This window comes from Sphingomonas sp., from assembly GCF_013812825.1.
In the GTDB taxonomy this organism is placed as follows: Bacteria; Pseudomonadota; Alphaproteobacteria; order Sphingomonadales; family Sphingomonadaceae; genus Sphingomicrobium.
The window spans coordinates 1-20,464 of sequence record NZ_JACCSU010000087.1; the positions used below are offsets into that span (position 1 = coordinate 1).

Here is a 20,464-nt window from a genome sequence, read left to right on the forward strand (position 1 = left end):
GCGCTGCCGCCGGCGCGCAGCATTTCGACGCCCGCGGCCGCAGCGCGCGGGTCGGCGGCGCTGACCATGCCTGTTGCGGATCGGGGCGGCGAGGTGGGTGTCGTCGCGCAGCCGCTGGAAGCAACAAGCGCGAGGAACGCGAGGAACGGAACACGCATCGGAGCGGGCTACTCGCTCCCCACCGCCTCGGCAATGTTTGCAAAGCCCTCGCGTTCGAGCCGCCGGGCGAGGCCTTTGGCGATTCGCCGGGCGATCCCGGGGCCTTGATAGACCATCGCCGTGTAGAGCTGGACGAGGCTGGCTCCGGCGCGGACGCGCTCCCAGGCGTCGTCGGCGGTGGCGATTCCGCCGGCGGCGATCAGCGGAATCTGCCCGCCGCCGGCGCTTCGAAACTTGCGCAGGGCATCGAGCGCCAGCGGCCCGAGCGGTGCTCCCGAAAGCCCGCCGGGCTCGCCGTCGTGGCGCGACTTCAACGGCGGCCTCGAAACCGTGGTGTTGGCGACGATCAAGGCGTCGACTCCGTGACCGATCGCCGCCCGGACGATGCGCTCGGGGTCGCGCTGTTCGAGGTCGGGCGCGACCTTGAGGAACACCGGCGGGCCGCCGGGCGGGCGGGCGTCGCGAACCGCGGCGAGCAATTCGTCGAGCGCTCCTTCGTCCTGCAGGCCGCGCAGCCCGGGCGTGTTGGGTGACGAGATGTTGATGGTCAGATAGCGCGCGACCTGCGCCATCGCCCGGATGCCGCTGACATAATCGGCGATTCGGTCCCGACTGTCCTTGTTGGCACCGATGTTGACGCCGATGATTCCGCGGGGCCCGCAGCGTTGCAGGCGCTCGAACGCCGCGAGCTGGCCCCGGTTGTTGAAGCCGAGGCGGTTGATCACGGCGCGGTCCTCGCGCAGCCGGAACAGCCGCGGCCCGGGATTGCCCGGCTGCGGGCGGGGGGTGAGGGTGCCGACCTCGACGAAGCCGAAGCCGAGGGCGAGCATCTGCGCGGCAATCTCGGCGTCCTTGTCGAAGCCGGCGGCGAGCCCGACCGGCGACGGGAACTCCAGCCCGGCGACCGTCGAGCGCAGCGACGGCGGGAAGCTCGGCGGCTTGCGCCTCGGCCACAGCTTGAGCGCCGCGATGGTCGCGCGATGCGCTCGCTCCGCGTCGAGCGCGAAGGCAAACGGCCGAATAAGTCGGTAAAGCGTCATCAAATCCCGCCGTTTGCCGAATAATCGTCATGCCGGACTTGATCCGGCACCCGCGTTCTCCTTGAAGAAAGGCGGACCCCGGCTCAAGGGCCGGGGTGACGGACTGGATACGGAAGGAAAGTCCATTGAATCGCATTCTCCTCCTCGCCTCGACCGCACTGCTCGCCGCCTGCGCGGCGGCTCCGCCACCGCCGCCGGCCGTGTCGGCAGCCGAGGTGCCGCCGGTCCCGCCGCCGACGGTCGAGGTCGCGACCGTCCCGGCCAAGAACGCCGAGCTCGCCGCTTTCTTCGACCAGGTCGACAAGGCCGAGCTGGCGATGTCGCCGATCTCCAAATCCTATCGAGCGATCAAGGACCAGGACTACGGCAAGTGGGACCAGTTCACCGACGCGTCCTCGCTTGCCCAGCGCGAGCTCGGCCGGCGTCACGCGGCCGAGCTGCAGGCGCGCTTCGACCGCGCCACTCTGTCGCCCGAGGACCAGCTCAGCTACGACCTGTTCCTCTACCGCAACGCGCGCTCGGAATTGATCTGGCCCTACCGCGAGCAGAGCTACGTCTTCGACCAGATGAACGGCGCGCACAGCCGCTCGCCGGCGTTCCTGATCAACATCCACAAGGTCGAGACCGTCGCCGACGCCGAAGCCTATGTGTCGCGCCTGTCGGAAATGGCGCGCCACCTGCGCCAGGCCGTCGCCGAGGCGAAGCAGCGCCAGGCGCTCGGAATCCTGCCGCCCAAGTGGGTCTACCCCTACGTCATCGCCGATTCCCGCAACGTCATTTCCGGAGCGCCCTACGGCCGCGGCAAGGACAGCGCGCTGTGGGCCGACTTCAAGTCGAAGGTCGAGAAGCTCGACGCCGACCCGGCGACCAAGACGCGGCTGCTCGCGAGCGCCCGGGCGGCGCTGCTCAACGAGGTTCGACCCGCGTACCAGGAAATCATCGCGCTGATGCAGGCGCAGCAGCGGCCGGCCCCAACCGCGGACGGCATCTGGCGTTTCCCCAACGGCGCCGCCCAATATCAGGCGCTGACGCGCTACTACACCACCACCGACCTCACTCCGGACCAGATCCACGAGCTCGGGCTGCAGCAGGTCAAGCGAATCCACGGCGAGATGGAGGCGATCAAGAACCAGGTCGGCTTCAAGGGAACGCTGCCCGAATTCTTCGAGCACATGCGCACCAGTTCGCAATTCTACTATCCGAACACCGCCGCCGGTAAGCAGATGTACCTCGACGAATCCGCGAAGGCGCAGAGCCAGGTGCAGTCGGTACTGCCGCGCTTCTTCGGAACGCTGCCCAAGGCTCCGCTGCTGATCAAGCCGGTCGAGCCGTTCCGTGAAAAGAGCGCCGGCAAGGCCTTCTACCAGGACCCGCCGCCGGACGGCTCGCGGCCGGGCATCTATTACGTCAATCTCTACGACATGAAGGACATGCCCTGGACCGAGGTCGAGGCGCTCTATTGCCACGAGGGCATTCCGGGCCACCATCTCCAGGGCGCCTTGCTGTCCGAGCTCGGCGAAGGCGCGGTGCCGCCGTTCCGGCAGTTCGGCGGCTACACCGCGACCGACGAGGGCTGGGGCCTCTATGCCGAGAAATTGTGCAAGGAGATGGGCCTCTACCAGGATCCGTACCGCGACTTCGGCCGGCTGCAGCTCGAGCTTCACCGGGCGATCCGGCTGGTGGTCGACAGCGGCATCCACCACAAGCGCTGGAGCCGCGAGCGGGCGATCCAATATGTCGAGGACAATAGCGCCGATGCGAAAGGCGGGATCGTCAAGGCGATCGAGCGCTATGTCGTCTATCCGGGGCAGGCGACCGCCTACATGGTCGGCAAGCTCAAGATCGAGGAGCTGCGGGCGCGCGCCAAGCAGGCGCTCGGGGCGCGGTACGACGACCGCGGCTTCCACGATACGGTGCTGCTCGCCGGCTCGATGCCGCTCGACATGCTCGAGAAGCGCGTCGACGAGTGGATTGCGCGAGTGCGGGCCAGCTGAACTGCGAGCCCTCCCCCTTGATGGGGGAGGGTTGGGTGGGGGTGACGGTGGAGCTGCCGCGGCGTTTCCGGAGGCGCCACCCCACCCCAACCCCTCCCCATCGAGGGGAGGGGCAATTCGGTTGATTTCTCCCCCCTCCGCGCCTAAATCGGACTGGAAAGCTCCGAATTAGCACCATGCGCCTGACCCACCTTGCCGACTATGCGGTCGTGATGATGACCGCGGCCGCCCGCCGCGGCGCCATGCGCGTGTCCGCGGCCGAGCTGGCGCAGGACACCGGGGTGCCGCTGCCGACCGCGCAGAAATTGATGGGCCAGCTTGCATCGGCGGGGCTGCTGAGCAGCGTCCGCGGCGCCGGCGGCGGCTTCACGCTCGCCCGGCCGGTGACCGAGATCAGCCTCGCCGACATCGTCGAGGCGGTCGAGGGCCCGATCGCGATGACCATGTGCAGCGGCGGCGACCAGCCGTCGGAATGCGCCTTGGACGCGCACTGCCGGGTCAAGCCGCACATGGGCATCGTCAGCAACGCGGTTCGCGGTGCGCTGGGGGCGGTAAGCCTTGAAGCGCTTTCGAAACTCCCGTCCGCCGTTCGCCCTGAGCCCGTCGAAGGGCTGTCCTTGTCTTCGGCGCGAGGAAAGACAGTGCTTCGACAAGCTCAGCACGAACGGTCTGGGATCAGCGCGGGTGTCGCGAAATGACCGACACGCTGCGCAACCGCGAGGTCCAGGAGGCCGTCGCCAAGGACTATGAGTGGGGCTTCGTCTCCGACGTCGAGCAGGAGTTCGCTCCCAAGGGTTTGAACGAGGACACCGTCCGCTTCATCTCCGGCAAGAAGAACGAGCCCGAGTGGATGCTCGAGTGGCGATTGAAGGCCTATCGCGCGTGGCTCGAAATGGAGGAGGTCGGCTGGGCCAAGCTCGACCTGCCGGTCATCGACTACCAGGACGCTTATTATTACGCCGAGCCCAAGAAGCGGCCCAAGCTCGCGTCGCTCGACGAGCTCGACCCGGAAATCCGCCGCACTTACGAAAAGCTCGGAATCCCGATCGAGGAGCAGAAGGTGCTCGCCGGGGTCGAGGGCGCGCGCAAGGTCGCGGTCGACGCGGTGTTCGACAGCGTCTCGGTCGCCACCACCTTCCGCGAGGAATTGAAGCGCGCGGGAGTCATCTTCCTTTCGATTTCCGAAGCCATTCGGGAGCATCCCGAATTGGTCCGGAAATATTTGGGGTCCGTCGTTCCGCAGCGCGACAATTACTTCGCCTGTTTGAACAGCGCGGTCTTTTCCGACGGCACCTTCGTCTACGTGCCCGAGGGCGTCCGCTGCCCGATGGAGCTCTCGACCTATTTTCGCATCAACGCCGAGAACACCGGCCAGTTCGAGCGCACGCTCATAGTCGCCGAGAAGGGATCGTACGTCTCCTATCTGGAGGGCTGCACGGCGCCGATGCGCGACGAGAACCAGCTGCACGCGGCGGTGGTCGAGATCTTCGCGCACGAAGACGCCGAAGTGAAATACTCGACGGTCCAGAACTGGTACCCGGGCGATGCCCAAGGGCGCGGCGGGATCCTCAACTTCGTCACCAAACGAGCCTTGTGTTCGGGCGCGCGCTCCAAGGTGAGTTGGACCCAGGTCGAGACCGGCAGCGCGATCACCTGGAAATATCCGAGCTGCATTTTGAAGGGCGAAGGCAGCGTCGGCGAATTCTATTCGGTCGCTCTGACCAACAACCGCCAGCAGGCCGACACCGGCACCAAGATGGTGCACATCGGCGCCAACACGCGCTCGACGATCGTGTCGAAAGGCATCAGCGCGGGGCGCAGCAACAACACCTATCGCGGGCTGGTGAAGGTGCTTCCGCGCGCGGACAATGTGCGCAACTTCACGCAGTGCGATTCACTGCTGCTCGGCGACAAGTGCGGCGCGCACACAGTGCCCTACATCGAGGTCAAGAACCCCACCGCCCAGATCGAGCACGAAGCGACGACGTCGAAGATCAGCGACGACCAGTTGTTCTACGCGATGAGCCGCGGCCTCGACGCCGAAAGCGCGGTCGCGCTGATCGTCAACGGCTTCGCGCGCGAGGTCTTGAAGCAGCTGCCGATGGAGTTCGCGGTCGAGGCGCAGAAGCTGCTGGGGATCAGCCTCGAGGGGAGCGTGGGATGACCTCCAATCTCGAATGGCTGCAACAGTTCTACTTGTCGTTTTGCAACGGAGATTGGGAGCACGGCTTCGCTGGTTGCACGATCGAGAACGTCGACAATCCTGGCTGGAGTTTCAAGTTTGAGCTCGCCGAAACAGTCTATGAAGATGTTCCCGGGCCCGAGGTTCGCGTTGGTGAGGACCTGACAGGAGACGGACCGGACTGGATCCTCCTGAAAAAAGACGGCTCGAAAATTGAGGGAGCGTGCGGGCCTTTGAAACTCGATCAGTTGATCGGCGAGTTTCGGTCGTGGGTCGAAAAGGTCGAGCCGATGGCCGCTCATATTGAGAAGCAGTGGCACGCAGAGCCAATCAAGCAGGTAGACAATGATCCGTATTGAGAACCTCCACGCGACGGTCGCGGACAAGCCGATCCTGAACGGCGTCTCGCTGCACGTGCCGGCCGGCGAGGTGCATGCGATCATGGGGCCGAACGGGTCGGGCAAGTCGACGCTGGCTTATGTGCTCGCGGGGCGGCCTGGGTATGAAGTGACGGAGGGAACCGTCACTTTCACGCCCCACTCCGTTCGTGCTGAGCCCGTCGAAGCACTGCCTTTTTCTGCTGCGCCGCATGGAGAAAAGAACAGTCCTTCGACAAGCTCAGGACGAACGGTGGATTTATTGGCCCTCGAGCCGCACGAGCGGGCGGCGGCGGGCCTGTTCCTGGGCTTCCAGTACCCGGTCGAGATTCCGGGCGTGTCGATGCTCCAGTTCCTGCGCGAGAGCTTGAATGCGCAGCGGCGGGCGCGCGGTGGCGACGAGCTGTCGGGCGCCGAGTTCATCCGCGTCGCGCGCGAGCAGGCCGAGCAGCTCGGAATGGACATCGAGATGCTCAAGCGGCCGGTCAACGTCGGCTTTTCGGGCGGCGAAAAAAAGCGCAGCGAGATGGTGCAGATGGGGATCATGGCGCCGAGGCTGGCGATCCTCGACGAGACCGACAGCGGGCTCGACATCGACGCGCTTCGGACCGTCGGCGCGGGCATCAACCGGATCATGCGCGCGCCCGACAAGGCGGTGCTGCTGATCACCCATTACCAGCGGCTGCTCGACTATGTGAAACCGGACCAGGTGCACGTGCTGTCGCGCGGGAAGATCGTTCGCAGCGGCGGGCCCGAGCTCGCCCACGAGCTCGAGCGCGAAGGCTATACGGAGGCGGCGGCGTGACGGCGCTGACGATCATCCTCATCTGCGTCGCCTTCGTGCTCATCGCGGGCACGTTCCGCCGCCGGCCGGGAGTCGCGGTCGCCGACACGGCGCTGCTCGTCATCCTGCTGGGGCTGATCGGCATCGCCGACCTGGTGCTCGGCCGTTTCGTCGACACCGGCGGCATCGCCTGGACGCTCGCCGCCCTCCTCGCGATCGGTTTCGCGATCGACGCGCTGTACGGGCTGATGGCGCCCGAGCGGCAGCGCCGCCGCGACCGGCGCCTGGCTGAATTGATGCGGGGCAAGCGCGCATGACCGCTCCCTTTCCCACCCGCCAGCAGGAGGAATGGCGCTACGCCGACCTCGATGCGCTTAAAGCCGTCTGGGAGCAGCTTTCGGAGCCGCTGACGCTGACGGTCGGGCCGAGTGAAAGCTTCGAGGATGTGTGGCTTCCAAATGGCGACGACGTGCAGGTGCGCCGGATAAAGATTGCGCTCGAAGCGGGCGCGCGCGCGCGGTTGTTCGCGCTCAACACCGCCGCGCATTATGGCCGGATCGAGCTTGACGTGACTCTCGAATCCGATGCGGATTTCCAGCTGTTCGGAGCCAACATCGGCGGCGGCACTTCGAACCTCGAAATCGTCACCAATATCCGCCACATCGGGACCAGCGGCCGAAGCCGCCAGACCGTGCGCTCGGTGCTCGGAGGCAAGGCGGTCGGCACCTATCTCGGCAAGGTCGAGGTCGCGCGCGATGCGCAGAAGACCGACTCCGAGCAGTCGGTCAAGGCCATGCTGCTCGGCCGCGGGGCGATGGCCAATTGCAAGCCCGAGCTCGAGATCTTCGCCGACGACGTCAAGTGCGCGCACGGCGCCAGCGTCGGCGAGCTCGACCCGGCGCAGATGTTCTACGCGATGTCGCGCGGGCTGCCGCCGGCGCAAGCTCGGGCGCTGCTGCTCGAGGGCTTCGTCATGGGCCTGTGGGACGATGCTCCGGACGGCGACTCGATCCGCGATTCGGCGCGCGCGGCCCTGAGGGCGATCGCATGAACATCGAGACCCGAATCAACTCATCGCTGTCGGTGCGCGACGAGTTCCCGGCGATCGCGAACTGGCATTATCTCGACAGCGCCGCGACGGCGCAGAAGCCGCAGCCGGTGATCGACGCGATCGCCAACGCCTATGCGCGCGATTATGCGACCGTGCACCGCGGCATTTACAAGCGCTCGTCGGACATGACGGCGGCGTATGAAGCGGCGCGGTCGGCGGCTGCGGGGCTGATCGGCGGCACAGCGGCGGAAACCCTGTTCACGCGCGGCGCGACCGAGGCGATCAACCTGGTCGCGAGGTCACTGCCCAAGGACGGCCGCGACCGTGTGCTGCTGTCGGCGCTCGAGCATCACAGCAATATCGTTCCCTGGCAGCTCGCCGGATTCGAGGTCGACGTCTGCCCGCTGACCGATGCGGGCGGGATCGACCTCGACGCGGCCGAGCGAATGATCGACGAGCGGCACCGGGTCGTTGCGTTCGCTCATGTGTCGAACGTGCTCGGCTCGATCCTCGATGCCGGGCACGCGGCCGAGATCGCGCATTCGAAGGGCGCGCTGCTGCTGCTCGACGGCTGCCAGGCGGTGCCCCGGCTGCCGGTCGACGTGAAAAACATCGGCTGCGATTTCTACACATTCTCGGGCCACAAGCTCTACGGCCCGACCGGCATCGGCATCCTGTGGGGCCGAGCCGAGCTGCTCGAGGCGATGCCGCCGTGGCACGGCGGCGGAGCGATGATCGAGAATGTGACGTTCGAGCGCTCCACCTACGCGTCGCCGCCGCAGCGCTTCGAGGCGGGAACTCCGCACATCGTCGGAGCGATCGGGCTGCATGCGGCGATCGACTGGGTCGAGCGATTGTCGCTCGATGCGATCCATGCGCACGAATGCGCGCTGGTCGCCGAGTGCCGAGCGGCGCTTTCGGCGATCCCCGGAGTGACGCTCTACGGCCCCGACGACAGCGCCGGGATCGTCAGCTTCAACGTCGAGGGGGTGCACGCGCACGACGTCGCCACCATATTGGACGACGCCGGCGTCGCGGTGCGCGCCGGGCACCATTGCGCGCAGCCGCTGATGGAGTTGCTGGGGGTCCACGCGACCGCGCGCGCGAGCTTCGCCGCGCACAGCGATTCCTCGGATGTCGAGGCGCTGGTCGGCGGACTGCATCAGGTGAAGCGGATTTTTGACGTATGAACGAGGAGCGCAAGATCGAGACCGAACAGGTCGATGCGGTGACGGCGCCACCGAGGGCCCGAGTCACGCCCGAGACGCTCACGCCCGAGACTCCGGCCGAGGTCTTCGGGCGCAAGCGCGACTATCTCGCCGGATTCCTTGCCGGCGAGAAGGACGGCGAGCCCATGGTCGGCGCGGGCAGCGATCTGCAAGCCTCGGTGGTCGAAGCTCTGAAGTCGATCTACGACCCCGAGATCCCGGTCGACATCTACGAGCTCGGGCTGATCTACGACGTCGACATCTCCGAGGACGGCGACGCGATCGTCACCATGACCCTGACCACGCCGCACTGCCCGGTCGCGGAATCGCTGCCACAGGAAGTCGAGCTGCGGGTGCTGTCGGTGCCCGGGATCCGCGACGCCGAGGTCAAGCTGGTGTGGGACCCGCCGTGGGACCCATCGAAGATGAGCGATGAAGCGCGGCTGGAACTGGGAATGCTATGAACGAGCAGAGCAAAGTGCGCACACGCCCAGCCGCGATCCGGCTGACGCCGGCCGCCGAAGCGCGCATCGCCGAGCTGATGAGCCGCGCTCCCGATGGCGCGATCGGGGTCAAATTGTCCACTCCGCGCCGCGGCTGCTCGGGGCTTGCCTACTCGGTCGATTACGTGACCGAGGAAGCGCCGTTCGACGAGCGGATCGAGACTCCGGGCGGCAATTTCTATGTCGACGGCGGATCGGTCCTGTACCTGGTCGGATCGACCATGGACTGGGCCGAGGACGATTTCGCCGCCGGGTTCGTCTTCGACAATCCCAATTCCAAGGGCGCGTGCGGCTGCGGTGAGAGTTTCACCGTTTAGCTGAGCCTGGTTTTCTGTTATTGCGCGGCAGCAACGACCGAAAGGGGAATTCGGTATGTCACGCGCAGCCACCTTATTGTTCGCCTTGTTCGCCTACGCGGTGTTTTTCGCCACCTTCCTTTATCTCATCTGCTTTGTCGGCAATGTCCCGTTCGCCCCGCTGACCGTCGATCGCGGGCCCGAAGCGCCGGTCGCGATTGCGGTCCTGATCAACGTCGCGCTGATCGCGTCGTTCGGACTGCAGCACAGCGTCATGGCGCGGCAGGAGTTCAAGCAGCGGTGGACCCAGATCGTCCCGCCGCCGGCCGAGCGCAGCGTCTATGTGCTGGTCGCCAGCCTCATGCTGATCGTATTGTTCCTACTGTGGCGGCCGATCGAAGGAATGGTGTGGGACGCGCGCGGGACGGCGCTCGAGCTGCCGCTGTGGCTCGCTTTCGCCGCGGGCTGGGGAATTGTCCTGCTGAGCACCTTCCTGCTCAACCATTTCGAGCTGTTCGGGCTCCAGCAGGCGTGGTTCCACATGCGCGGCCGGCAAGCCGAACCGCAGAAGCTTCGCCAGCCACTGTTCTACAAGTGGGTCGCGCACCCGCTCTACAGCGGCTTCTTCCTCGCCTTCTGGGCAACTCCGTACATGAGCTACGGGCACCTGCTGCTGGCGCTTGGAATGTCGGCCTACATGCTGATCGCCATCCGCTATGAGGAGCGCGACCTGGTCGGCCATTACGGTGACGAATATGTCCGCTACCGCTCCGGTGTCGGGAAGCTGGCTCCGCGCTTGCGGCGCGGAGGCTCGAGCCCGCCGCCGGGAACGGCCGCCTAGAAGGGGCCTTTAGAAGCCCAGCGTGAAGCGGATCGCGGCGCCGTAATCGTCGTCGCCGCGGGCGATGTGGCCCGGCTGGCGGCGATAGAACAGATTGCCGCCGATCCAGCCCTGGTCGCCCAGCACGTTCGAGCCGTAGCTCAGCTCGGCGTCGACCTCGCGCCCGCTAGGGGTGAGCGAGAAGCGCGACAGGCTGCTGGTCGCGGTGAGCGTGCTGTAATCGTACGCGGTCGGAAGCATCATCGCGAAGCCGCCGCTTTCGATCCGCAGCGGCTGCGACAGCCGGAAACCGAGGCGGTCGTTCCAGCCGAGCACTCCGTGTTTGGTCAGGTCGAAGCCGTAGGCTCCGGTCTCGAACTTGCCGCCGGCGAAATCGGTCCAGCCGCGCCTTGCCGACAAGCTCGCGGTCCAGCCCTTGCCGAACTCGCGCCGGGCCTCGAGGTCGAGGAACAGGCTGTTCGCACCGCCGCCGCCGAGCGCCTTGCCCATGCGACCGCCGAGCAGCGACTGCTTCTCGTCGAGATGGCTGATTCCGGCGGACAGCCAGGTGCTGCCGAAATTGCGGTCGACGGAGACGCTCGTCCAGCGATAGGGCGCGCCGGTCGCGCTGGTCTTGACCTCCTGCCAAACGTCGCCGCTCTCGGCCGACATGGTCACTCCGACCGGGCCGAGGTTGCGGCGCACCGCAAGGCTGCCGTCGCGGCGGGCGGCGAAGCCGGGATCGCCGCCGATGTCCTTGGCGATCAGGAATGCGCCCGCCTCGGCCCCCGACAGGCGCCGCTGCATCGCCTTGGCGCCTTCGGCAAAGCCCAGCGCGATCGCGGTCTTGTCGTCGAGCCGCGCAATCGCCGAGCCGGCGATCATCCGCGATCGGCGCGCGTCCTCGGGCCCAATACCGAGCCGGTCGAGCGCGAAGCCCTGCGGCAGGTCGCGGCGCTGGCTGACCGTCATCGCGATGCTGACCGGTCCGGCCGAGGCGCCGGCTATGCGGATATTCCCCTGCAGCGCCCGGGCCAGCGGCGTCGCCTGCTCGGCGACCCGCAACGTCTTGGCGAGGTCGAGCACGAAGGCGCGCGAGTAGCCGTCGAGGATGATGGCACCCAAGCCGGTAGACCCTTGGCGGTCATCGCCGCCGCCGGCGTCGCCGGCCGCGCCTGGCAGATCGCCGTTGCCGCTGGTGCTGACCGCTTCCTTGCTGTCGGCAAGACTGGCCGCGCCCAGCGGCTGGAACGCCCGGGCAAGATTGAGCCGGCCGCGGCCGAACGTGGTATCCGTTCCAGCCGCGCCGAGGTCATCGGCCGACTTGAACAGGATATCGACGATCTGCGAGCCGGTGAGATTGGGGAAGCCCTGCGCCATCACGGCCACCGCGCCGCTGATGGTCGGCGCCGAGAAGCTGGTGCCCGACCACAGGAATTGTGCGCCGGTATGGTCGGGAGCACGGTCGCGATAGCCGAGCGCGGTCAGATACCATTTGGCACCGTTGCCGGCCCGGTTGGAAAAGACCGAAATCTGGTTGAGGTCGGTTCCGCCGCTCCCGTCCGCCGCTCCAATCGAGCCGGCGATGATCACGCTGGGCCCGAGGTTTGCGGCCGGGACGAGCGCGAACCCATTCGGGTTCGCGCCTTCGGGCTTCTCGCCGTCGTTGCCGGCGGAAATGACCAGCACGATGCCGGCGGAAACCGCCCGGTTCATCGCCGACAGCAGGGCCGAACCAGGGGCGCTGCCGCCGAGCGACAGGTTGATCACCCGAGCCCCGGCCAGGCGCGCCGCATCGATACCGGCGGCGATCGTCGACTCGGGGAATTTGCAGCCACCGTCCTCGCCCGTCACAGCGCAGCTCCCGGGCGTGTCGGCCCGCATGCTGACGATGGTCGAGTCAAACGCGACCCCAAAGGTGTTCGAGTCGTTGCGGGCGGCGGCCGCGACCGCGCTGACCGCGGTTCCGTGCCCGTCCTCGTCGCTGACCCCGCGGTTGCCGGCGACGTCGCGGCTGGCCGGGTCGATCTTGCCGGCGAATTCGGCCAGTGCCGGATTGATGCCGCTATCGATCACTCCGATCTTGACGCCTTTGCCGGTCGCGCCGGCTTGGTAAGCGGCGAGCGCATTCGCGGCGACCGCGTAGTTGGAACTGCGATACTCGGTGGTGTCGTAGTTGGTCGGAGTCGGCGTCGGTGTCGGTGTGGGAGTCGGGGTGGGAGTGGGCGTTGGGGTCGGGGTCGGGGTCGGGGTCGGGGTGAGAGCGGGCGGCGGCGGTGTTGAGTCAACGCCCCCTCCTCCGCCGCCACCACCGCCACCGCAAGCAGACAGGCCAAACGCCAGCACTACCGCGCACGCAGTCGTTGCAAGAAGCCGCTTCGTCATTCCCATCTCCGCTCAAGCCGCTGAAAATACACGGCTTCCCGGTGACGCTATGCTTTACCAAAGCTTTCAATTTGCTGAAGAAGCGACATCCCTGTACGCGCCCGGCAGCCCATGAACCAGCGCTTTGCCCACGTCCGCGACTGGATCTTCGACCTCGACAATTGCCTGTACCCGGCCTCGACGGGCCTGTTCGCGCTGATCGACGAACGCATGGGGGCCTATATTCAGCGGCTGCTCGACTGCGATCCGGGCGAGGCCAGGCGCGTCCAGAAGGCCCATTTCCACGAGCACGGGACGACCCTGGCCGGGCTGATGAAGACCCACGGCGTCGACGCCAGCGATTTCCTCGAGGATGTGCACGCCATCCCGCTCGACCGGGTCCAGTGCGACGAGCGGCTGGCCCGGGCCTTGCCCGGGCTCCCCGGGCGGCGCTTCGTCTTCACCAACGGCGACGAGCCCTACGCTCGCCGGGTGCTCGAGGCGATCGGCGTCCATTCGCACTTCGACGAGCTCCACGACATCCACGCCAGCGAGCTCCGGCCCAAGCCCGACCCGCACGGCTATGCGTTGCTGTGCGAGCGCTTCGGGATCGACCCGGTCCACGCTCTGCTGGTCGACGACATGGCGGCCAATCTGAAACCGGCCAAGGCGCTCGGGATGACCACCGTGTGGGTCGACAACGACTCCGAGCGCGGCAGTCACGGGGCCGATGACAGCTTCATCGACCATCGCATCACCGACGTCGCCAAGTGGCTCGAATCGATCCTGGAGGAAAGCCAATGACCGAGGCGATCGAAGCGACCATCGACGCTGCCTGGGAGGAGCGCGATTCGATCGGCCCGTCGACCCGGGGGGAGACCCGGCGGGCGGTCGAGGCGGCAATCACCGCGCTCGACGGCGGCGAGGCGCGGATCGCCGAGAAGCTCAACGGCGAGTGGGTCGTCCACCAGTGGCTGAAGAAGGCGGTGCTGCTGTCGTTTCGACTGAACCCGATGGAGATGATCCCCGGCGGGCCGGGCGGCTCGCACTGGTGGGACAAGGTGCCGTCCAAGTTCGCCGGCTGGAGCGACGAGCAGTTCGAAACGGCGGGCTTTCGAGCCGTGCCGGGCGCGATCGTTCGCCGCGGCGCGTTCATCGCCCCCGGGGCGGTGCTGATGCCGAGCTTCGTCAACATCGGCGCCCGGGTCGGCGAAGGGACGATGGTCGATACCTGGGCGACCGTCGGCAGCTGCGCGCAGATCGGCCGCAACGTCCACATCTCGGGCGGAACCGGGATCGGCGGAGTGCTCGAGCCGATCCAGGCGGGACCGGTGATCGTCGAGGACGACTGCTTCATCGGCGCCCGCTCCGAAGTCGCCGAAGGAGTCGTCGTCGAGCAGGGCGCGGTGCTGTCGATGGGCGTGTTCATCGGCGCCTCGACCAAGATCGTCGACCGGGCATCGGGCAAGGTGCACTACGGCCGGGTGCCGGCCTATTCGGTGGTGGTCCCGGGAACGCTTCCGGGCAAGGACGGCGGGCCGGGGCTGGCGTGCGCGGTGATCGTCAAGCGGGTCGACGAGCGCACCCGCTCCAAGACCAGCATCAACGAATTGCTTCGCGACTGAGCCCGATAAGGCCAGTTTATAGGTAGGCCTGCTCGTTTCGTTGGGCGGCGCCCCGCCGAACCACCATAACCGCTCGCATGGCGACGCTTTGCGAGAACAGGTTCGAAGGCAAGCCGCGGGACGCGTCTTCGGCCGCCCCGACTTATGCGCCGGCGATGATCCGCAGCGTCATGAACCGCAGCGACTGGGCAACCCTGCTGACGCTTGCGCTGATCTGGGGTGCGGCCTTCTTCTTCATCAGCGTCGCGGTGAGCGAAATCGCCCCGCTTACCTATGTCTGGCTGCGGCTGACCATCGCCGCGGCCGCGCTGTGGCTGTTCCTGTGGTGGCGCGGCGAGCCGCTCGCCTTGCCGCGCCGGACGTGGGGCGCGATCCTCGTTCTGGCCTTGCTCAACAACGCCATCCCGTTCGCCTTGTTCGGCTGGGGCCAGACGCAGATTGCCAGCGGGCTTGCGTCGATCCTCAACGCGACGACGCCGATCTGGGGAGTGATCGTCGCGCATCTCTTCACCAGCGACGAACGGATCACTCCGCGCAAGATTGCCGGTGTGCTGCTGGGCTTCGGCGGGGTCTCGCTGATGATCGGGCCGGGCCTGCTCTCGTCGCTCGGCACCGACATCCTCGCCCAGCTCGCCTGCGTCGTAGCGGCGCTGTGCTATGCGATCGCCGGCGTCTGGGCGCGGCGGTTCAAGGCGATCGGCATGCCGCCGGTGACCGTCGCGACCGGCCAGCTGACGATGGGCGCGCTGGTCATGCTCCCGGTCGCCTTGCACGTCGACCGCCCATGGCTGAGCTCGGCGCCGAGCCTCGGCGCGTGGGCGGCGATTTTCGCGCTGGCGCTGGTCTGCACGGCCTTCGCCTACGTGCTTTATTTCCGGCTGATCGATTCGGCCGGAGCGACCAACGCGCTGCTCGTCACACTGCTCGTCCCGCCGACCGCGATCCTGCTCGGCGGCCTGTTCCTCAATGAAGTGTTGGCGCTCCGCGACCTCGCCGGGCTGGCGCTGATCGCTGTCGGTCTCGCGGCGATCGACGGGCGGTTGTTCGCACTGGTTCGCCGGCCGGTCCCCGCCTAGCGCGCTTCGGCGAGCAGCGTGGCGGCCTCGGCGCCGGTCCAGTCGAGATCGCCGACATAGCGCCACAGCTCGCGGCCGTCGGAGTCGTAGAGCAGGGTCGTCGGCAGCACCTCCACTCCGAACGCGCCCGACAGCGCCATATCGGGATCGTGAAAGGCGGCGAAGCGGCCGATACCCTTATCGGCGAGGAATGCGTCGACGGAGGCCTTCGGAGCCCGGTCCTGGCTGACCGCGATCACTGCCAATCGGCCGGACTTCGCCTCAGCCTGCTCGACCTTCTGCAGCGTCGGCAATTCCTTGATGCACGGCGCGCACCAGCTGGCCCACAAATTCACCAGCACCGGCACGCCTTCGAAATCGGCAAGGGTGATGTCGCCGCCGTCCGGATCGCGGAAGACGGCGTCGGGCGCGGGCTTGCCTTTGCGGCTGCGGTCGAGGCCCTTGGACGGCACTCCAGGAACGCCCGCGGCCTCGCCTTGTGGCGTTTCGGGCTTTTGCCTATCGCAGCCGGCAGTTGCGAGCAGGGCGAGGAGCAGCAGGATCAGCCGCAAGTCCAATTCCAATCCGATGTGGGGCGGACGCTTCGAAGGCGGCCCGGCCGATCTGATGCGGTCGATAAATAGCTCGATCGGCACCGACAAGCGGCTTTGGCGCGAGGACGTCGAGGCGAGCCGGGCGCACGCGGCGATGCTCGGCAGGCAGGGGATCATTCCGGCCGAGGACGCGGCCGCGATCGAGGCGGGGCTGATCGCCATCGCCGAGGAGTTCGCCGAGCTCGGAGTGGCCGAGGACTCGGCGCTCGAGGACATCCACATGCACGTCGAGCAGCGGCTGACGGAAGCGATCGGCCCGGCGGCCGGACGGCTGCACACCGCCCGCTCGCGCAACGACCAGGTGGCGACCGACTTGAAGCTGTTCGTGCGCGGGGCGATCGATGAAGCGCTGGCGGCAATCGACGGGCTCGAGGCCGCGATCCTGGGCCGGGCCGAAGAGCAGTCGGCGACGATCATGCCGGGCTTCACCCATCTGCAATCGGGCCAGCCGGTCACCCTCGGCCACCATTTGATGGCCTATCGGGAGATGCTGGTTCGCGACCGCAGCCGCTTTGCCGATGCCCGGGCTCGGCTCAACGAATGCCCGTTGGGAGCGGCCGCGCTGGCGGGAACCGGCTTTGCGATCGACCGCGACTCGACCGCGGCCGCGCTCGCCTTCGACCGGCCGACCGCCAACAGCATCGACTCGGTCGCCGACCGCGACTTCGTCGTCGACTATCTGCATGCCGCGGCCTTGTGCTCGGTGCATTTGTCGCGGCTGGCCGAGGAGATCACCTTGTGGGCGTCGCAGCCGTTCGCGTTCGTCGCCTTGCCCAATGCCTGGTCGACCGGATCGTCGATCATGCCCAACAAGCGCAACCCGGACGCGGCCGAGCTGGTGCGCGGGCACTCGGCGCGGATCCTCGGCGACCTCGTCGCGCTCCTCGTGCTCCTGAAGGGGCTGCCACTCGCCTACGCGAAGGACCTGCAGGACGACAAAACGCCGCTGTTCGACGCGCACGATCTGCTGATCGTGTCGCTCCACGCGATGGCCGGCATGGTTGCCGAGATCGGCTTCGATGCCGAGCGGATGCGCGCTGCCGCCGAGAACGGCCATTCGACCGCGACCGACCTTGCCGACTGGCTGGTCGCCGATGGCGGAATCCCGTTTCGCGAGGCGCACCAGATCGCTGGACGAGCGGTCGCGATTGCCGAAGCCAAAGGGGTCGGTCTCAGCGAGCTGAGCCTCGAGGAGCTGCAGTCGATCGACCCGCGCATCGAGGCGGCCGCGATCGAGCGGCTGTCGGTCGAGGCCAGCGTCGCTTCGCGCAGCTCGGCTGGCGGAACCGCGCCCGAGCGGGTAATCGAGGCGATCGCCGCGGCTCGCGCCGCCCGCCGGAGTCAGTGATGAAGTTCGCGCCTGTCCTGATGCTGACCGCCGGCAGCCTGCTCGCCGCGGCGTGCGGGCAGATGGCCGACCTCAGGCCGGCGCGCGGCGAGCCGCTGCCGGTCAAGCCGCTGCTGGCGAGGACGACTCCGACCGCCGGGCAATTGCTGACCCCGCCGACCAACGCGGATCCCGAGCGGATCGACGAGCTGGTCAAGCGCTCCGAGCCGCGCCGGCCCGACCGCTTCGACCTGCCGCCTGCCGACGGCGGCGCCGCGCCGGCGCTTCCGGCGGGCACCGACCCCGAGCCTGTCGACAAAGATAGCGGGCCCTCGGCTCCGCAATGAGCAACCGGGTGCGAAAGGCCGTCTTCCCGGTCGCCGGGCTCGGCACGCGCCTGCTTCCGGCGACCAAGGCCGTCGCCAAGGAAATGCTGACGATCGTCGACCGGCCGTTGATCCAATATGCGGTGGACGAGGCGCGCGAGGCGGGGATCGAGCAGATGATCTTCGTCACCGGGCGCGGCAAGACCAGCCTGGTCGACTATTTCGACGTCGCGTTCGAGCTCGAGACAAGCATGCGCTCGGCCGGCAAGAGCCTCGACGCGCTCGAGCCGTCGCGCACCCGTTTCGGCGAGCTGGTCACCGTCCGACAGCAGCAGCCGCTCGGGCTCGGTCACGCGGTGTGGTGCGCGCGCGAGATCGTCGGCGACGAGCCGTTCGCGGTGCTTCTCCCCGACGAGCTGATGCTCGGCAGGCCAGGCTGCCTCGCGCAGTTGGTGGAGGCTTATGAAATGGTCGGCGGGAACGTCGTCGCCGCGCTCGAAGTCCCACCGGACCAGACCCACAAATATGGAGTCATCGATCCGGGCGCGACCGACGGGCGGCTGACGGAAATCCGCGGGATGGTTGAAAAGCCGTCACCCGGCACGGCTCCGTCGAACCTGATGCTTCCTGGCCGCTACATCCTCCAGCCCGAAGTGATGCGGCAGCTGGATTCGCAGGAGACGGGTGCCGGCGGCGAAATCCAGCTGACCGACGCGATGGCCAGGCTGATCGGCGAGCAGCCGTTCCATGCCTACAAGTTCGAAGGCGCGCGCCACGACTGCGGCAGCGCCGCCGGCTTCGTCATCGCCAACCTCGCGATCGCTCTGGAGCGCGACGACATCGCGCCCAAGGTGCGGGAATATCTGGCGGGGCGGTGAGCCCGGATCAGGGCTCCAGTTCGACGTCCCAGTACAGATAGTCGCGCCAGCTCTGGTGCAGATAATTGGGCGGGAAGCTCTTGCCGTGATCCTGCAGCTGCCAGCTGGTCGGGCGGATCGGCTCGCGCTCGAAATGCATTTTCGCCTGGCCGGGAGTCCGCCCGCCCTTCTTCAGATTGCACGGAGCGCAGGCGGTGGCGACATTCTCCCAGGTCGTTCGGCCGCCCTGCGCGCGCGGTAGGACATGGTCGAAGGTCAGCTCCTTGCTGGAGCCGCAATAGACGCAGCGAAAGCGGTCGCGCAGGAACAGGTTGAACCGGGTGAACGCCGGATATTGGTTGGGGCGGACGAACTGGCGAAGGGCAATCACCGACGGCAGCTTCAGAGCGCGGCTCGGGCTGTGCACCTCGCGGTCGTAATGGGCGACGACGTCGACGCGCTCGAGGAACATCGCCTTGACCGCGGTCTGCCAGGGCCACAGGCTCAGCGGGTAGTAAGACAGCGGCGTGTAATCGGCGTTGAGCACCAGCGCCGGGCAGCTGTCGGGATGGCGGATAAGCTCCGGATGATACATGCGCGGGCAATGGCCTTTCCGTGTCCGCCCGCTTCGAACACCGTCTCCGGCCCTGTCGCACGCAAGGAGGAGAGGGTCTTGTCAGGCCCTTCTTCCCTTGTGCCCAGCCGGATGCCATCCCGGCGTGACAGGCGCATGACTGCATTTTCGCCGTCCGCGGGTCAAGGGTCGTTTCGGTCACAGTGGGACCAATCCCTCCGATGCTCGTGACCCGCTTCGCGCCGTCGCCCACCGGGCGGCTGCATCTGGGCCACGCCTACAGCGCGGTGGTCGGCCACGCGCGCGCCCGGGCAAGCGGCGGCCAATTCCTGCTTCGGATCGAGGACCTCGACCCGACTCGCAGCCGGCCGGAGTTCGTCGCGGGAATCGAGGAGGACCTGCGCTGGCTGGGCCTCGAGTGGGACGGGGAGCCGATCGTCCAGTCGCGGCGGACCAGCCATTACGCGGCCGCTCTCGACCGATTGAAGGAGCGCGGTCTCGTCTACCCATGCTTTTGCACCCGCGCCGACATCGCCGCGTCGCTGACCGCCCCGCACGGCGACGCCGGCTCGTCCTATCCAGGCACCTGCCGCGGCCTGCCCGACGATCTCGACCGCCGGGCGAGCACTCCGCACAGCTGGCGGCTCGACTGCGCGAGGGCACTGGAGGTTAGCGGCCCGCCGGGCTGGACCGAGGACGACGGCCGCCGCTTCACCGCCGATTCGAGCGACATCGGCGACGCCATCCTCGCCCGCAAGGACGCCCCGGCGAGCTATCATCTGGCCTGCGTCACCGACGACGCGGCGAGCGGCGTGACGCTGGTCGTGCGCGGCGCCGACCTTGCGCCTTCGACCCCGATCCAGCGGCTGCTGCAGGCGCTGCTCGACCTGCCGGAGCCGGCGTATCTCCACCACCCATTGGTTACTCACTCGGACGGTCGGCGGCTGGCCAAGCGCGATCTGGCGCCGACCCTGGCCGCGATGCGCGAGTCCGGAGTCGACGGCCGAGCGCTCGCCGACGGGCTTCGTGCGAACCAGCTTCCGCCTGGTTTCGCTTTGAGCCCTTGTTTAGATTCCACAGGGGCGTAGAGCCCGCGCGATGTCGAGCGTGATGATCATCCTGCTGGTCGCGGCGATGGCCGCGACAGCTTATGTGCTGGTCCGCGGAGTGATCGCCATGGCGTCGGGGAAGGACGTCACCGGCGAGCAGCAGCAGGCGTGGATGCGCAAGCGGGTGCTGTTCCAGGCGGTCGCGATCGTGCTGGTCGCGCTGATCCTGATCCTCGCCAGCGCCCCAGGGGGCTAAGCC

23 protein-coding genes are annotated in these 20,464 nt (G+C 67.5%); 19 read left to right on the forward strand and 4 right to left on the reverse strand.

Features of this window, described 5'->3' with window-relative positions; translation table 11 throughout:
- Positions 1–167: 167 nt before the first annotated feature.
- On the reverse strand, positions 168–1,199 hold the full coding sequence (locus H0T81_RS11570; RefSeq protein WP_294013311.1) for a quinone-dependent dihydroorotate dehydrogenase: 1,032 nt from the start codon (positions 1,197–1,199) through the stop codon (positions 168–170).
- Positions 1,200–1,324: 125 nt separating this feature from the next.
- Here H0T81_RS11570 and H0T81_RS11575 point away from each other — a divergent pair, with 125 nt between their 5' ends.
- From H0T81_RS11575 to mddA, 11 genes are all read left to right on the forward strand, one after another.
- Complete coding sequence (locus H0T81_RS11575) at positions 1,325–3,193, forward strand: DUF885 family protein (RefSeq protein WP_294013313.1); 1,869 nt, start codon at positions 1,325–1,327, stop codon at positions 3,191–3,193.
- Positions 3,194–3,369: 176 nt separating this feature from the next.
- Entirely contained in the window at positions 3,370–3,891 is a 522-nt protein-coding gene (locus H0T81_RS11580; RefSeq protein WP_366474321.1) for an SUF system Fe-S cluster assembly regulator, read from the forward strand.
- Positions 3,888–5,357: a Fe-S cluster assembly protein SufB gene (gene sufB, locus H0T81_RS11585; protein WP_294013316.1), complete on the forward strand. Its 1,470-nt coding sequence runs from the start codon at positions 3,888–3,890 to the stop codon at positions 5,355–5,357. Before H0T81_RS11580 ends, sufB begins: the two co-directional genes overlap by 4 nt.
- Positions 5,354–5,734, forward strand: a complete 381-nt coding sequence (locus H0T81_RS11590; protein ID WP_294013319.1) for an Imm53 family immunity protein — start codon at positions 5,354–5,356, stop codon at positions 5,732–5,734. The genes sufB and H0T81_RS11590 overlap by 4 nt, the downstream gene beginning before the upstream one ends.
- A complete protein-coding gene (gene sufC, locus H0T81_RS11595) occupies positions 5,721–6,557 on the forward strand; it encodes a Fe-S cluster assembly ATPase SufC (protein WP_294013321.1) in 837 nt (278 codons plus the stop codon). Before H0T81_RS11590 ends, sufC begins: the two co-directional genes overlap by 14 nt.
- Positions 6,554–6,853 carry a hypothetical protein gene (locus H0T81_RS11600; RefSeq protein ID WP_294013324.1) on the forward strand — a complete coding sequence of 100 codons (300 nt, stop codon included), beginning with the start codon at positions 6,554–6,556 and terminating at the stop codon, positions 6,851–6,853. The genes sufC and H0T81_RS11600 overlap by 4 nt, the downstream gene beginning before the upstream one ends.
- Positions 6,850–7,587, forward strand: coding sequence for a SufD family Fe-S cluster assembly protein (locus H0T81_RS11605; RefSeq protein ID WP_294013326.1), 738 nt, complete (start codon positions 6,850–6,852; stop codon positions 7,585–7,587). Before H0T81_RS11600 ends, H0T81_RS11605 begins: the two co-directional genes overlap by 4 nt.
- Positions 7,584–8,777: a cysteine desulfurase gene (locus H0T81_RS11610; RefSeq protein WP_294013329.1), complete on the forward strand. Its 1,194-nt coding sequence runs from the start codon at positions 7,584–7,586 to the stop codon at positions 8,775–8,777. The genes H0T81_RS11605 and H0T81_RS11610 overlap by 4 nt, the downstream gene beginning before the upstream one ends.
- Entirely contained in the window at positions 8,774–9,259 is a 486-nt protein-coding gene (locus tag H0T81_RS11615; RefSeq protein WP_294013331.1) for an SUF system Fe-S cluster assembly protein, read from the forward strand. The genes H0T81_RS11610 and H0T81_RS11615 overlap by 4 nt, the downstream gene beginning before the upstream one ends.
- Entirely contained in the window at positions 9,256–9,615 is a 360-nt protein-coding gene (locus H0T81_RS11620; protein ID WP_294013333.1) for an iron-sulfur cluster assembly accessory protein, read from the forward strand. The genes H0T81_RS11615 and H0T81_RS11620 overlap by 4 nt, the downstream gene beginning before the upstream one ends.
- Positions 9,616–9,670: 55 nt before the next feature.
- Positions 9,671–10,435: a methanethiol S-methyltransferase gene (gene mddA / locus H0T81_RS11625; protein WP_294013335.1), complete on the forward strand. Its 765-nt coding sequence runs from the start codon at positions 9,671–9,673 to the stop codon at positions 10,433–10,435.
- Between the two features lie 9 nt (positions 10,436–10,444).
- Here the strand turns inward: mddA and H0T81_RS11630 are convergent, their stop codons facing one another.
- Positions 10,445–12,799, reverse strand: a complete 2,355-nt coding sequence (locus H0T81_RS11630; protein WP_294013338.1) for a S8 family peptidase — start codon at positions 12,797–12,799, stop codon at positions 10,445–10,447.
- Between the two features lie 111 nt (positions 12,800–12,910).
- Between H0T81_RS11630 and H0T81_RS11635 the strand changes: the two genes are divergently transcribed.
- From H0T81_RS11635 to H0T81_RS11645, 3 genes are all read left to right on the forward strand, one after another.
- Positions 12,911–13,582, forward strand: coding sequence for a pyrimidine 5'-nucleotidase (locus tag H0T81_RS11635; protein WP_294013341.1), 672 nt, complete (start codon positions 12,911–12,913; stop codon positions 13,580–13,582).
- Complete coding sequence (gene dapD / locus H0T81_RS11640) at positions 13,579–14,403, forward strand: 2,3,4,5-tetrahydropyridine-2,6-dicarboxylate N-succinyltransferase (protein ID WP_294013344.1); 825 nt, start codon at positions 13,579–13,581, stop codon at positions 14,401–14,403. The genes H0T81_RS11635 and dapD overlap by 4 nt, the downstream gene beginning before the upstream one ends.
- 77 nt (positions 14,404–14,480) lie before the next feature.
- Entirely contained in the window at positions 14,481–15,479 is a 999-nt protein-coding gene (locus tag H0T81_RS11645; protein ID WP_294013346.1) for a DMT family transporter, read from the forward strand.
- Here the strand turns inward: H0T81_RS11645 and H0T81_RS11650 are convergent.
- Entirely contained in the window at positions 15,476–16,030 is a 555-nt protein-coding gene (locus H0T81_RS11650) for a TlpA disulfide reductase family protein (protein ID WP_294013348.1), read from the reverse strand. The two genes, H0T81_RS11645 and H0T81_RS11650, sit on opposite strands and share 4 nt — an antisense overlap.
- 16 nt (positions 16,031–16,046) lie before the next feature.
- Between H0T81_RS11650 and argH the strand changes: the two genes are divergently transcribed.
- Genes argH through H0T81_RS11665 form a run of 3 tightly spaced genes read left to right on the forward strand, consistent with a single transcriptional unit; the run spans position 16,047 to position 18,603 of the window.
- Entirely contained in the window at positions 16,047–17,420 is a 1,374-nt protein-coding gene (gene argH, locus H0T81_RS11655) for an argininosuccinate lyase (protein WP_294013350.1), read from the forward strand.
- A complete protein-coding gene (locus H0T81_RS11660) occupies positions 17,420–17,746 on the forward strand; it encodes a hypothetical protein (RefSeq protein ID WP_366474327.1) in 327 nt (108 codons plus the stop codon). Before argH ends, H0T81_RS11660 begins: the two co-directional genes overlap by 1 nt.
- The gene (locus H0T81_RS11665) at positions 17,743–18,603 is read left to right on the forward strand and encodes a UTP--glucose-1-phosphate uridylyltransferase (RefSeq protein WP_294013353.1); all 861 of its coding nucleotides are present in this window, start codon (positions 17,743–17,745) and stop codon (positions 18,601–18,603) included. The genes H0T81_RS11660 and H0T81_RS11665 overlap by 4 nt, the downstream gene beginning before the upstream one ends.
- A gap of 7 nt (positions 18,604–18,610) precedes the next feature.
- Here H0T81_RS11665 and H0T81_RS11670 read toward each other — a convergent pair whose 3' ends face one another.
- The gene (locus H0T81_RS11670; protein WP_294013356.1) at positions 18,611–19,177 is read right to left on the reverse strand and encodes an HNH endonuclease; all 567 of its coding nucleotides are present in this window, start codon (positions 19,175–19,177) and stop codon (positions 18,611–18,613) included.
- Between the two features lie 200 nt (positions 19,178–19,377).
- Here H0T81_RS11670 and gluQRS point away from each other — a divergent pair, with 200 nt between their 5' ends.
- Both gluQRS and H0T81_RS11680 read left to right on the forward strand, forming a co-directional pair.
- Positions 19,378–20,244, forward strand: coding sequence for a tRNA glutamyl-Q(34) synthetase GluQRS (gene gluQRS, locus H0T81_RS11675; RefSeq protein ID WP_294013384.1), 867 nt, complete (start codon positions 19,378–19,380; stop codon positions 20,242–20,244).
- A 10-nt stretch (positions 20,245–20,254) separates the two neighbouring features.
- Positions 20,255–20,461, forward strand: coding sequence for an HIG1 domain-containing protein (locus H0T81_RS11680; protein WP_294013359.1), 207 nt, complete (start codon positions 20,255–20,257; stop codon positions 20,459–20,461).
- Positions 20,462–20,464 lie beyond the last annotated feature (3 nt).